Source organism: Sorangium sp. So ce176, assembly GCF_051519835.1.
GTDB classification, from domain to species: domain Bacteria; phylum Myxococcota_A; class Polyangia; order Polyangiales; family Polyangiaceae; genus Sorangium; species Sorangium cellulosum_G.
The window spans coordinates 2,614,703-2,627,500 of record NZ_CP150371.1; the positions used below are offsets into that span (position 1 = coordinate 2,614,703).

At 71.5% G+C, this 12,798-nt stretch carries 7 protein-coding genes; 6 read left to right on the forward strand and 1 reads right to left on the reverse strand.

The window, feature by feature from the left end:
- The first annotated feature begins 217 nt into the window (after positions 1-217).
- From WMF42_RS10115 to WMF42_RS10135, 5 genes are all read left to right on the forward strand, one after another.
- The gene (locus WMF42_RS10115; protein WP_437691745.1) at positions 218-2,746 is read left to right on the forward strand and encodes a DUF3656 domain-containing U32 family peptidase; all 2,529 of its coding nucleotides are present in this window, start codon (positions 218-220) and stop codon (positions 2,744-2,746) included.
- 96 nt (positions 2,747-2,842) lie between these two features.
- Positions 2,843-4,126: a PAS domain-containing protein gene (locus tag WMF42_RS10120; protein ID WP_437691746.1), complete on the forward strand. Its 1,284-nt coding sequence runs from the start codon at positions 2,843-2,845 to the stop codon at positions 4,124-4,126.
- Positions 4,127-4,336: 210 nt separating this feature from the next.
- Entirely contained in the window at positions 4,337-5,410 is a 1,074-nt protein-coding gene (locus WMF42_RS10125; protein WP_061608899.1) for a cyclase family protein, read from the forward strand.
- A 176-nt stretch (positions 5,411-5,586) separates the two neighbouring features.
- Positions 5,587-6,801 carry a metallophosphoesterase gene (locus WMF42_RS10130; protein WP_061608900.1) on the forward strand — a complete coding sequence of 405 codons (1,215 nt, stop codon included), beginning with the start codon at positions 5,587-5,589 and terminating at the stop codon, positions 6,799-6,801.
- 55 nt (positions 6,802-6,856) lie between these two features.
- Complete coding sequence (locus WMF42_RS10135; RefSeq protein ID WP_437691747.1) at positions 6,857-8,419, forward strand: hypothetical protein; 1,563 nt, start codon at positions 6,857-6,859, stop codon at positions 8,417-8,419.
- A 484-nt stretch (positions 8,420-8,903) separates the two neighbouring features.
- Here the strand turns inward: WMF42_RS10135 and WMF42_RS10140 are convergent, their stop codons facing one another.
- Positions 8,904-9,170 carry a hypothetical protein gene (locus WMF42_RS10140; RefSeq protein ID WP_061608902.1) on the reverse strand — a complete coding sequence of 89 codons (267 nt, stop codon included), beginning with the start codon at positions 9,168-9,170 and terminating at the stop codon, positions 8,904-8,906.
- A 423-nt stretch (positions 9,171-9,593) separates the two neighbouring features.
- Between WMF42_RS10140 and WMF42_RS10145 the strand changes: the two genes are divergently transcribed.
- On the forward strand, positions 9,594-11,975 hold the full coding sequence (locus tag WMF42_RS10145) for a glycoside hydrolase family 9 protein (protein WP_437691748.1): 2,382 nt from the start codon (positions 9,594-9,596) through the stop codon (positions 11,973-11,975).
- The last annotated feature ends 823 nt before the right edge of the window (positions 11,976-12,798 follow it).

A 12,798-nucleotide genomic window follows, 5' to 3' on the forward strand; every position in this document is an offset into this window, starting at 1 on the left:
CGTCACGGCCGCTCATCCGACCCGGCCATCGAGGCCTCGCCGCGCCGGCGGGCGAGGGCCAGAGGGCGTTTCAGCCGGGTGGGCTGTTGCGGGATCGTGCCCCACCTCGGGAAGCCAGGTCAAGGCGCTCGGGCGCGCCGGAGCGAGCCCGACTGAGGCGCTTTCTTGCTCGTCCTGCGGGGACAACCGCTGCGCGCCTTGCTAGAACCGCGCGCCTATGATGCGGTCCGCGCGCCCTGAAGTCCTCGCCCCGGCCGGCGACCGCGCCGCCCTCGAAGCGGCCGTGCGCGGCGGCGCCGATGCCGTCTACTTCGGCCTCCGGGGCGGCGCCTCCGGCGCCTCGGCGGCGCCCTCGCCCTTCAACGCCCGCGCCCGGGCCGCGAACTTCGACGCGGCGGAGCTCGCGGAGACGATGCGCTTCCTCCACGCCCACGGCGTGAAGGGCTACGTCACCCTGAACACGCTCGTGTTCGACGACGAGCTCCCGGCCGTCCGCGCCGCGATCGAGGCCTGCGCCGCGGCCGGCGCCGACGCGATCATCGTCCAGGACCTCGGGGTGATGCGCATCGCGCGGGCGATCGCGCCCGGGCTCCCGATCCACGCCTCCACGCAGATGACCTGCACCGACGCGGCCGGCGTCGAGCTCGCGCGCTCGCTCGGCGCCGCGCGCGTCATCCTCGCCCGGGAGCTCTCGCTCGACGACATCGCGGCCATCCGCCGGGCGACGGACGTCGAGCTCGAGGTCTTCGTGCACGGGGCGCTCTGCATCGCCTACTCGGGGCAGTGCCTGACGAGCGAGGCCATCGGCGGCCGCAGCGCCAACCGCGGCGCGTGCGCCCAGGCCTGCCGCCTGCCGTACCGGCTCGTCGTGGACGGCGCGCTCCGCGACCTCGGCGACGCGGCCTACCTGCTCTCGCCGGAGGACCTCGACGCCACCGACGTCATCCCGGACCTCGTCGCCCTCGGCGTCGCCTCGGTGAAGATCGAGGGCCGCCTGAAGGGCCCCGAGTACGTCGGCGCCACAGCGCGGCTCTACCGGGCCGCGATCGACGCGGCGCTCGGCGAGGGGGCCGTTCCGGGGCCCGCGGATCGCGAGGCGGCGCTCCAGGCGTTCTCGCGCGGCTCGGGGCCCGGCTTCCTGCGCGGCGTCGACCACCAGCGCCTCGTCGACGGCCGCACCTGCGACCACCGCGGCCTCGAGGTGGGCGAGGCGCGCGGCGCCGGGCGCCGGCGCGGCCACGAGGTCGTGGTCGTGCGCGCCGCCCGGCCGCTCGCGCGCGGCGAGGGGATCCTCGTGGAGGGCAGCTTCGCCGGCGAGGGCGAGATCGGCGGTCGCATCTGGGGGCTGTGGATCGACGGCCGCGAGGTCGAGCGCGCGCCGGCGGGCGGCGACGTCGATGTGTGGCTCGGCCCTGACAGGCGCCTGCCGGACGACGTGCTGCGCGGGACCCGGTCGCTGCGCGGGCGCCGCGTCTTCCGCACGAGCGACCCCGCGGCGGCGCGCGAGGTCCGCGAGGCGCTCGATCGCGCCCCGCGCCGCGTGGCGATCGACGTCCGCCTGGAGGGCCGCCTCGGCGAGCGCCCGCGGCTCTCGGCGGTGGCCGACGGCGGCGCGGCGGCCGCTGTCGAGGTCGACGCCCCGCTCGGCCGCGCGGATCGGTCGCCGCTCGACGAGGCCACGCTGCGCAGGCAGCTCGACAGGCTCGGGGACACGCCGTTCGTGCTGCGCGGCGTCGGGCTGTCGCTCGACGGGCCGGCGCTCGTGCCGCCGTCGGCGCTGAACCGCGCCCGCCGGGCGCTCGTCGCGGCGCTCCTCGAGGCGTCGCACAGGGCGCACCCGTGCGCTGCCGCGCCGGCCGAGGACCTCGTCGCCGGGGCTGTCCCCCCGGCTGTCGAGCCCCCGCCGCCCGGCCTCTTCGTGCTGTGCCGCAACGTGGCCCAGGCGCGCGCGGCGCTCGGCGCGGGCGCGAGCGGCGTGTACCTCGATTTCCTGGAGATGGTCGGCCTCGGCGCCGCGGCGCGCGAGCTCATCGCGGCCGGCGCCTCGGTGGCTGTCGCGCCCCCGCGGATCCGCAAGCCGGGCGAGGAGAAGATCGACAGGTACCTGCTCTCGCTCGGGCCGGCCGCGATCCTGGTCCGCAGCCTCGGCGCGCTGCTCGACACAACGCCGGGCGTGCCCCGGATCGGCGATTTTTCGCTGAACGTCACGAACAAGCTGGCCGCGCGCGAGGTCCTCTCGCGGGGGCTCGCGGCGTTCACGCCGTCGTTCGACCTCGACGCCGCGCAGCTCGAGGCGCTGCTCGACTCGCCGTTCGCGCCGTTCGCCGAGGTGGTTGTGCACCACCCGATGCCGCTCTTCCACATGGAGCATTGCGTCATCGCGGCGGTGCTCTCGGAGGGCAAGGATCACCGCACCTGCGGCCGGCCGTGCGAGGAGCACGCGCTGTCGTTGCGGGATCGGGCGGGGATGGATCACCCGCTCGAGGCGGACGTGGGGTGTCGGAACACTGTGTTTCACGCGGCGCCGCAGAGCGCGGCGCACCTCGTGCCGAGGCTGGCGCAGGGCGGTGTGCGGCGGTTCCGGATCGAGCTCGTGCGCGAGGACGCCGAGGGGGCGCGGCGGGTGGTGGAGGCGTACAGGCGGCTGCTCGCCGGGGAGGTGGCGCCGGCGGAGGTCGCGCGCGGGCTGCGGGCCGAGGGGAGCTATGGAGTGGTGAGGGGGTCGCTGCGGGTGCTGCAGGCCTGAGCGGGGGAGGGATCAGGGCCGCTCGCAGAATCCTGAATGATAAGGAAAATTGTGAACCGCCATGCCTGAGGCTGGGATAAGATCCCCCGGGAGGCGATGAACGAGCAGCAGAAGACCGTGGCGCTCGAGGCGGAGGTGGTTGCGTTGCGGAAGGAAGTGCAGCGCCTGCGCTCCCGCAATGCCGAGCTGGAGGCCGACCGCGGCCTCCCGGGGCGCTTGCTCGACGCGCTGCCCAGCCTCGTTTACGTCCTCGATCTCGACGAGCGGCGGTACATCTACTGGAACCGGGAGTTCGGCGAGCTCGCCGGCGGGGGCGGCGGCGGGGCGGCGGGCCCGCTCCGCGGCGACGGCGCATCGTCGATGTTCCATCCGGACGATATCGATCGCATCGAGGAGTACCGGGCGCGCATGGCCGCCGGGGACAGCGGGCAGCAGGCGACGGTGGAGTACCGCGCGCGCGGCCGCGACGGCGGCTGGCGCTGGTTCCTCGAGCGAGGCGTCGCGCTCGACAGCGGACCGGAGGGGTCGGGGCGCCGGTTGCTGGGATCGGCGCACGACATCACGGCGCGCAAGCATACGGAGCAGATGCTCGAGAGGAGCGAGAGCCTGCTCCATGGATTCCTCGAATACACGCCGTCCATGATGGTCGCGGTGGACGTCGAGGGCCGGCTCCTGCTCGTGAACCGCGAAATCGAGTCCTATTACAGGATGAGCCGCGAGGAATTGCTCGGAAAGGTCGTCTATGACCTCCTCCCGCCGGCGGCGTCCGCCTCGATACGAAAGGCCAATGACGAGACCGCGGCCGCCGGGCGGCCCGCCGCGTCCGAGCACGTGCTCGTCTATCCCGACGGTCCGCGCACGTACCTGTCGACCAAGTTCCCCATCCGCGACGCCGAGGGGAAGCTCTACGCGGTCGGGACGGTCTCGGTGGACATCAGCCGGACCAAGCAGGCCGAGGCCGAGCGCGCGGAGATGCAGCGGCAGCTCATCGAGATGCAGCAGGCGACGATCCAGGAGCTCATCACGCCGCTCTTGCCCCTGGCGCGCGGCGTCGTCGCGATGCCGATCGTCGGGAGCGTCGACCCCGCGCGCGCCGAGCAGATCCTGACGACGCTGCTTGAAGGGGTCGCCTCCCAGAAAGCCAAGATCGCTATCCTCGACATCACCGGGGTGAAGGACGTGGACGCGCGGGTGGCGCGGTCGCTCGTCGACGCGGCGCGGGCCGCGGGGCTGCTCGGCACCCGGGTCGTGCTCACCGGGATCAAGCCGCAGATCGCGCAGACGCTCACGACGCTGGGCGCCGATCTGAGCGGCATCGTGACCAAAGGGACCCTGCAGAGCGGCATTGCCTATGCGCTCGGCGGCCGGCGCCGCTGGTAACCGCTGCTGACCGCGCGCGCCCACTGCAGAACCGGGTGTACGCGCGTGCGCACAAGGGCTCCGCGGAATCTGCGGAGATCGCGAGCATCGCGGTATAGCGGTGCTCCGGCGCCCAGTTCGGTGTACAATGGTAATGACATGCGTCCGCGCCCGTGACGGGCGCGCGCGGCGCTGTCGGTACAACGTGCGATGTAGCCCAGGAGGTTGTCGATGAAGCCTGGAGTGATGCCGTTACGGGGCGCGATCGTGGTGACCATGGCCGCCAGCCTGATCGGAGGCGCGGCGCTGGCCCGCGGCGTGCCGATGCTGGGGGCGTACGATCCGGTGCCCGATCCATCGCCGTGGGGCCCTGACGACGAGGCGGGCGCCTCCAACACGCAGACGCCCGACAAGGTCCTCGACGGCAAGCGCCTGATCAAGGAGGGCAAGGTCTATCGCCTGGGCCACGTCTACGAGCCAGGGATGTCGACGTTCCCCGGCAACCAGGGGCTCTCCGTGGAGGCCGGGCCGATGACGCTGCTGGGGCAGCAGGTCACGAACTCCGAGGTGATGCACGGGGAGTTCGGCCAGATGGGGACGCAGTTCGACGCGCTGGGGCATTTCGGCTACATCCCGCCCGGGAGCGTCGACCCCGCCGACGCGCTGTTCTACAACCAGTTCACGGGCGCCGAGGTCATGACGGAAGACGGGCTCGCGCACCTCGGCGTCGAGCACGTGAAGCCCCTCGTCACGCGCGGCGTGCTCCTCGACGTGAAGCGCCACGCGAACGGCGGGGAGACGCTCGCGTGGGGCCAGGAGATCACGCTGGCCATGGTGATGAAGACGCTGCGCGCGCAGAAGATGGACGCGCGCGACATCGGCGCGGGCGACGTCGTGCTGATCTTCACGGGCTGGGAGGAGAACTGGGAGCTCGGCAGCGAGGGGTATTACACGCAGCCGGGCGTGGGGTTGGCCCAGCCGGGGATCGGTCTCGAGGTCGCAAAGTGGCTCTCGTCCAGGGGAATCGCCTGCGTCGGGTCGGACAACTTCGGCATCGAGGTCACCCCGCCGAAGCCTCCGGTCGCGCCCGGCCTGATCTTCCCGGTCCACCATCACCTGCTCGTGAAGAGTGGAATCTTCATGCACGAGGCGATGGTGCTCTCGGAGCTGGCCGCGGATCTGGCCGCAGAGCTCGAGGAGCGGCCGCGCGGCCACAGGAGCCCTTACGAGTTCTTCTACGTCTACAGCCCGCTGCCCCTCCGGGGCGCGTCCGGATCGCCCGGGATCCCGCTCGCGATCCGGTGAGCGGAGCGGAACGCGAGGATGAGCGCGATCACCGCGCCCGCGACCTCGTGAAAGCCAACCGGCCTCGAGCGGCCCCGGGAGCTGGCGCGGACGCCCTGGACGCGGGAGACTCGACGTCCGACCGGGCAGCGCAGACCACGGTGGCTCTGTGCGCCTGAGTCGCCTGGAGCTGCAGCTTGACGTTCCCGTCCCCCATCGTCCTGTTCTGGGTGGCCTCGGTCCTCGCCTGGATCGTCGTCGTGGCGGCGGGCAGGCGCCGCCGCGGCCGGTTCTACGCGCGCTTCGTCGGCGTGCTGCTCGGCATCCACACCCTGATCGCGTGCGCGCTCTTCCGCCACGTCGGCCCGCTCGCGCCTGTGTTCGCGTACCTCCACGGCGCTGTGTACCTGCACTTCCTCCTGCTCTCGCACCCTCGCATGCGCCCGGTCGCCTACCGCGCGCTGGTGAGCATCCCCGCGTCCTACTTCGTGGCGGCGACCTTCCTGTCGTTCCCGTGGGCCATCGCGGTCGGGCTCGGGGCGACGCCGTACGGCCTCTGGGTGCCGTTCGCCCTGGCGGGGATCGGCATCCTCCAGTCGCTCACCGCGCGCCGCGAGGAGGTCGAGCTCGTCGTCGACCGCGCCCGCGTCGAGGGGCTGCGCCGCCACCCGCTGCCGCGCGAGCAGGTGCCCGGCGCGCGCCGCCCCCTCCGCATCGTCCAGATCACCGACCCCCACCTCGGTCCATTCATGTCCGTCGCGCGGCTCCGCGGCATCTGCGAGCGCGCTGTGGCGCGAGATCCCGATCTCGTGGTGCTCACCGGCGACTACCTGACCATGGAGTCGCAGGGCACAGCGGAGCACCTCGCCGAGGCGCTGTCGCCGCTCCGCGCCCTCGAGGGCCGGGTGTTCGCGTGTCACGGCAACCATGATCACGAGGCGCCCCGCCACGTCGCGACAGCGCTCGCCCGGGCGGGCGCGCGCCTGCTCGTGGACGACGCGGCGCTCGTCGAGACCGCCGCGGGGCCGGTGCAGATCCTCGGGATGGACTTCCACTACCGCGACCGCGCGCAGCGCATGGCCGATGTCTGCGCCCGGCACCCGCGCGTCCCCGGCGCGCTCCGGCTCATCCTGCTCCACGATCCAGGGGCGTTCCGCCACCTCGGCGAGGGGGAGGGAGACCTCGTGCTGGCGGGCCACACCCACGGCGGGCAGGTCGGCATCGTCAGCCTCGGCGGCACCTGGACCGCCATGCGGCTCTTCGTGACGATGCCCGATCACGGCCTGTGGGCCCGCGGCCCGGACAGGCTCTACGTGCACCGCGGGACTGGCCACTACGGCTTCCCCCTCCGGCTCGGCGTGCCCGCCGAGGAGAGCGTCCTCAAGGTCCACCTCGCCGCGGACGGCGCGTGAAGGCCGAGCGTCGTTATACTGGCCGCCCGGCTGCCGCCGGGAGGAGGTCTTGTTCATGCGCCGAGGGTTCGTTCTGCTGTGCGCTTCCGCGCTCATCGCGTGTGGTTCGGGGGGCGGTGATGACGGCCCCGGCGGAGGCGGAAGCGGCGCCGGCGCCGGCGCAGGCGGGAGCGGAAGCGGCACCGGCGCAGGCGGAAGCGGCACCGGCGCAGGCGGAAGCGGCGCAGGCGGGAGCGGCGCGGGGCTCGCTCGCGCGTTTCGCCACGGCGTGAACCTCGGCCACCGCAACGCGGCCTGGGGCGACGACAAGGAGGCGACCCTCGCGGCGCGCGCGGGCGCCCGCAGCCTCCGCGTCAAGCTCCCGGCGGCCCACCTCGCGACGTGGGGAGTCGACATCGAGCTCGGCGATATCCAGACGTACGCGTCCCTGGGGATGGCCGATCACATCGGGTTCCTCATCGGCTCCGAGTCGGTGGACATGACCGTGGCGCCGCCCGGCGCGGCCGACTGGGAGAGCGAGCATTACATCCCGAAGAGCCTCCACGAGCCGATCTTCTTGCCCGACGGCACGGTGAACCCGGGCAACACGTGGGCGTCGTACGTGTACCGGACCGTCGACACGTACAAGCCCTGGATCCACCTGTGGCACGTGTGGAACGAGCCCGACTGGGTGGCCGACTGGAGCGTCACCCGCACGTGGGAGACCGAGCCGCCCAGCGCCGCCGATCTCCCCCGGTTCAACGGCTCGATCTTCGACTACGTACGGATGCTGCGCGTCACGAAGGAGGCCGCGCGCCGGGCCGACCCGGACGCGCGGATCGCGACGGGGGGAATCGGCTATCCGTCGTTCCTCTCCGCGATCCTGCGTTACACCGACAACCCCGACGGCGGCGCCGTCACGCCGGAGTATCCGGAGAAGGGCGGCGCCTACATCGACGTCGTCGACTTCCACTATTATCCCATCTTCAGCCCGAAGAGCTCGGACGCGTCCGTCGACGAGCTCCTCGCCACGAAAGACGCCTTGGCCGAGGTGCTCGCCGGCGCCGGCGTCGAGGTGCAAGGGTGGAACGTCTCGGAGAGCGGCGCGCCGCTCGCGCCGACGCCTGATTACCCGGACGTGGGGAGCCCGGAGTATGCGCGCAACTACCTCCTCAAGGTGATGATCATGGCGCACGCGCACGGCATCGGCGGCGTCGACTGGTTCATCCTCTCGAACGGCGAGGAGGGGAGCGACGACGTGTTCGCGCACATGGGGCTCTACGACGACCTCGGCGCCCTCACCAGCGTGGATCAGGCGACCAAGACCGATCTCGGCGAGGCCTACACCACCCTCACCGAGGTGCTCTCCGGGGCGTCGTACGACGCCGGCGCGACGAGGGAGCTCGCGCTGCCTGCGGGCGCGCGGGGCGCCGTCTTCCGGAAGGGCGGCGAGCGCCGGATCGCCCTCTGGGCCGTGACGCCGGGCGACACGGAGGAGGCGCGCGCGAGCGTCGAGCTCGCGACAGCGACGGGGTTCGAGGTCCGCGCCTGGGACGGCGCGAAGGCACCCCTGGATGCGAGCGGCGGCAAGGTGACGCTCGACCTCTCGGGCAGCCCGGTGCTGCTGGTCGAGCGGTGACCGCCGGCGCGGCGCCGGTCGACCTGGCACTTCGCGCCGCGACGGCTGAGCGCGCCTCGCTCCCGCGACGCGCCGCGCGTGAGCCGAGTTGCCCCCTCAGGAATCGATAGCTGAGCTCGCCGCTCTCGCGGCGTGGCTCAGGGATCCCCTCATTGTGCAGCCCTTTTCAGCGGGGAAATTGAACAGGGCGGAGACAGGGAGTATCTGAAGATCTTCCTCCCCGCCTCCCCGCCTCCCTGTGAATTCTCCGAAGAATTCGAGGGGATGCCTCGGGTGTCGTGGAGCAGCGCTCTCTCGGCGTGAGCGCGGTCCATCGCGGCGAGGCGCGCCGCGGCCTCGTCACGACAGCGCAGGTCGCGAGGCCGCCGACCGTCGTGACAGGCTCGCTGAGCGAGCGCCGACCGCGGGATTCTGGGGGGGTCCTGCGCCGAGGGAGGCGCGCGAAGGGGCAGGCGCGGGCCGGCGTGCGGCCGCGGGAGCGGGCTCAGGCCTTCTCGAGGAACTTGCGGACCTGGGACTCGATCGCGCTTCCGGGGACGAGGAACGGCTTGTCCGTGATGTCCACCGAGAAGCTCTGCGCGGAGACGGCATAGGTCCCCTTCACGGTCCCCGCCGGCGTGGGCACCGTGAAGTCGCCCTTGCCCTCGTTACCGCTGAACTTCCCGCCGGCCTTCTCGATGGCATCCTTGGCTTTCGTGACGATATCTTGAGATGAACCGCTGAAGGGGACCGAGAAGCTGTGCTTGGCCATGTCGTCTCCTGGGGTGCTCGGCCGCGATCCTTGTGCGACGCGAGGCTGAGCAGAGCCTAATGCGACTCCGCCACGGGCACCAGCGCGAATCGACAGCGCCGGCGGCGGCGCGCTCGCGTGGTCCTCTGTGGAGACATCATGACGGCGCGCGGCGCGCCGGAGGGCACGTGAGGCGGACGGGCCAGGGGCCGCCCCGGCGCGCGCCAGCGGGGCATCGGCAGGGCCGCGCCCGACGCGCGGCCGCTCCGGCGACGGCAGGCGATTGACGTGACCGAGGCTCCCGCGCGGCGCGGGCGGCGCGCAACCGCCGGCGGCGCCCCGAAACCACCCGGATTCTGCGCGCCGGCGAGGATTGCGCTTGACAATCTCGACGGAGGTCCCGCTTTTATGCGTCGATTGCCCCCAGCCGTGAACCGAGGACTCATGAACGACCCCCTTCTCAAGCAGTCGATCCTCCGCCGGACGGGCCGCGTGTCCGCGCTCGCGCTCGGCGCGCTCGGCCTGCTCGCGCTGAGCGCCGGATGCGCGACGTCGCAGGGCCCCGGAGCGGAGGCCGCCCCTTCCGGCCCGAGCCCCGGCGCGGGCGCCGAGCCCGTGCAGACCAACCTGCTCAAGGCCTCCGACTTCGACGACAACAAGAGCCTGCCGTGGACCACGTCGTTCACGGCGCCGGGCGCCGGCAGCGCCGAGGTGAAGAACGGCGCCTATTGCGTGACGGTGACGAACAAGGGGTCCAACAACTGGGACGCCCAGTTCCGCCACCGGGAGATGGTGATCCAGAAGGGGCACAGCTACACCCTCCAGTACAAGGCCTGGGCGTCCTCGCCCACGAAGGCGCGCCCGAAGGTCGGCATGGCCGGGCCGCCTTACGAGGAATACTGGTCGGACACCGTGGTGCTCGAGACATCGCCGAAGACCTTCACCGGCAAGTTCTCGATGGCGAAGGCCGACGACCCCACGGCGGAGCTCGCCTTCCACATCGGCGGCGAGATGGCGTCGGCCAAGGAGCCGTTCGAGGTCTGCATCGACGACATCCGCCTCGATGATCCGGAGTTCCGCTCCAGCGCGCCCGCGGGCGACGCGGCGGCGGCGCCGAAGATCGCCGTGAATCAGGTCGGGTATCTGCCGGGCGCGACCAAGATCGCCAGCGTGAGCAACGCGGCGACGGCGCCGCTCGCGTGGGAGCTGCTCGACGCCTCCGGCCAGGCGGTCTCGCGCGGCCAGACCAGGGTGTTCGGCAAGGACGGCGCGTCCGGCGATCACGTCCACCTTGTCGATTTCACGGCCTTCAACGCGCCGGGCCAGGGCTACGTGCTCAAGGTGGGTGACGAGAAGAGCTTCCCGTTCGACATCGGGGCCGGCATCTACCAGACGCTCAAGTACGACGCGCTCGCGTACTTCTACCACAACCGGAGCGGCATCGAGATCAAGATGCCGTATGCGGGCAAGCCCGAGCTCGCGCGTCCGGCCGGGCACCTCCAGGACAAGAGCACGAAGTGCCTCCAGGGCAGCGGCTGCGACCATGCGCTCGACGCGTCCCGCGGCTGGTACGACGCCGGCGATCACGGCAAGTACGTGGTCAACGGCGGCATCTCGGTGTGGACGCTGCTCAACTGGTACGAGCGCACGAAGCACCTCGGCGCCTCGAGCGCCGATTTCGCGGACGGCAAGCTGAGCATCCCCGAGAGCAAGAACGGCGTGCCCGACCTCCTCGACGAGGCGCGCTGGGAGCTCGAGTTCCTGATGGGCATGCAGGTGCCGGAAGGCAAGCCGCTCGCCGGCATGGTCCACCACAAGATGCATGACGACGCGTGGACCGGCCTCGGCCTCGCGCCGCACGAGGACAAGATGACGCGCTCGCTGCACAAGCCGAGCACGGCGGCGACGCTCAACGTCGCTGCGGTGGGCGCGCAGTGCGCGCGCATCTGGAAGCCGGTGGACGCGGCGTTCTCGGCGAGGTGCCTGAAGTCCGCCGAGCGCGCCTGGGCCGCGGCGAAGCAGAACCCGGCCCTCTACGCGCCTCCCGGCGGCGACAAGGGCGGCGGGCCGTACGACGACACCGACGTCAAGGACGAGTTCTACTGGGCCGCGGCGGAGCTCTTCCTCACGACGGGCAAGCCGGAGTACAAGCAGTATGTCCAGTCGTCTCCGCTCAACGCGCGGTTCCCGACGGAGGTCGACGGGGTGGCCTCGTCGATGAACTGGAAGGTCACGGACGCGCTCGGCCAGATCTCGATGGCGATCGTGCCTGGCAACGTCGATGCGGCCTGGCAGCAGCAGCTCCGCGGCCGCATCGTCAAGGCCGCCGACCGGTACCTCGCCATCGCGGACAAGGAGGGCTACCGGACGCTTGTCGCGCCGACGCCGGCGGGCAAGTACGAGTGGGGCTCGAACTCCTTCGTGCTGAACAACATGCTCGTGGTCGCGCTCGCCCACGACGTCACGAAGCAGCAGAAGTACCTCGACGGCGTGGTGCTCGGCATGGACTACCTGCTCGGGCGCAACCCGCTCGGGCAATCGTACGTGACGGGGTACGGCGACAGGCCGCTCGAGAACCCGCACCACCGCTTCTGGGCCCACCAGGCGAACAGCAAGTACCCCAAGGCGCCGCCCGGCGCCGTATCCGGCGGCCCGAACTCGTCGCTCCAGGATCCCCATGTCCAGAGCGCCGGCCTGAAGGGGTGCGTCGCCCAGCGGTGCTTCGTGGATCACATCGAGGCCTGGAGCGTCAACGAGATCACGATCAACTGGAACGCGCCGCTCGCGTGGGTGACGGGCTTCCTGGACGAGAAGGCGAAGAAGTAAGGAGCAGGGGCGCGCGGCGGCGACCCGGCCGCCGCGCGCCCGAGCTCGCCCACCCGCACCCCAGCTCACGCCGCGCCGCATCGTCGACGTCGCTCGCGGCGAACCGCTCGAGCGCCCGCCGGCGACCCTTCCCGGTCGTTGACACGCCGGAGTCAAGCCTTAACAATCGATGAAGGCCGCTGGGACTGGCGCTGCGGCGCCGCCGCTGCGGCGAGGAGCGCCTGGAGAGGGCGGTGAACAGAACAAGCCGCCTCCTCTTCAGGTCGCTCGGTTGCCTCCGCGGCGCGCTCCCGGACGAGCGCGCCGAGCGCGTAGCCGGGTTGCGTGTCGGCTCCTCGAAAGAGAAGGTTGACAGTCTCGCGGCGGGATCCTATAGTAGATCCTCGCGAAATCGGCGGAGCCGGAGAGCGCCGAGAGCTTCCTGGTTCACGAAAAAACGTGAATGTGGACGCGTGAATGTGCGTGAACGCGACTGAGTGCGAAAGTACAAAGTCCGGAACCACGGAAGCTCGTAGCTCTCCAAACCGCCCGGTCGGTCTCTCGAAAGAGAAGGTTGACAGCTTCGTGACGGGACCCTAGAGTAGGTCCCCCCCCCCCGGATCGGCAGAGTCGGAGAGCGCATACGGTCCGAGCGGTCTGAGCAATCAGGCCTCTTCGGCGAGTCGGCGGCCAGGTGTCAACCACCGGGCGGCCACACATGACAGGCCTCTCCTAGCTGCGATCCACCGATGACCACCGATGGCGGTGGTCATCACAGTCGGTCTCCTCGAAAGAGGGGGTTGACACCTTCGCGAAGGTCTCCTACAAGAGGCCCTCGCGAATC